This is a genomic window from Brevundimonas sp., assembly GCF_046293315.1.
In the GTDB taxonomy this organism is placed as follows: Bacteria; Pseudomonadota; Alphaproteobacteria; order Caulobacterales; family Caulobacteraceae; genus Brevundimonas.
In genome coordinates this window covers 1-733 of the sequence record NZ_JBKBPF010000051.1, presented here as the reverse complement: position 1 = coordinate 733, position 733 = coordinate 1, and the positions used below count along the sequence as shown (strand labels likewise).

Here is a 733-nt window from a genome sequence, read left to right as displayed (position 1 = left end):
GTGGCTGGCCGCCGACCAGCACCTCGACCCCCGTGCCGCGCACGCCGACCACCGCCTCGCGACCGCCCTGGACACCCAGTGGACCCGCACCGCCGCAGCCCTGGCCGCCGGCGACCTGCACGTCGAGCAGGCGCGTGTCATCACCAGTGTCCTGGACCAGATCACCGAGGACGCCGACGCTGATGTGGTGGTCCAGGCCGAGCGGGCGCTGCTGGTCGAGGCCAAGCACCTCACCCCCACCCAGCTACGCCGCCTGGGCCGCCGCGTGCTCGACCACCTCGACCCCGAGGGCGCCGAGGAGCGGGAGGCCAAGAAGCTCGCCGACGAGGAGGCCCACGCCCACCACCAGCAGCGCCTGACCCTCAAGCGGCTGGGGGACGGCACCACCCGGCTGTCCCGGGCTGGTCCCCGACGCCCTCGCCCACCGCCTGACCACCTACCTCGAGGCGTTCGCCCAACCCCGCAAACAGGCCACCGCAGCCGACGGACGCCGAGTCCCCCGCCCCCGGCTGCTCGCGATGGCCCTCGGCGACCTCCTCCACACCCTCGATCCCGACCGGCTGCCCGACCACGGCGGCGACGCCACCACCATCAACGTCATCATCACCCTCGAGGACCTCAAACGAGATCTCGCCGTCGCCGGCCTCGGGTTCGACCCCGACGGCGACGACCTCCACCTCACCGCCGACCACGCCCGCCGCCTGGCCTGCCAAGCCCACCTCATCCCCATCGT

1 protein-coding gene and 1 pseudogene are annotated in these 733 nt (G+C 73.7%); both read left to right on the top strand.

Going from position 1 to position 733, the window contains the following annotated elements:
- Positions 1–4: 4 nt before the first annotated feature.
- Positions 5–334, top strand: a pseudogene (locus ACK4SE_RS13960) (DUF222 domain-containing protein); the annotation flags it as partial.
- A gap of 184 nt (positions 335–518) precedes the next feature.
- On the top strand, positions 519–733 hold a 215-nt coding region (locus ACK4SE_RS13955), incomplete at its 3' end, for a hypothetical protein (protein WP_409693916.1).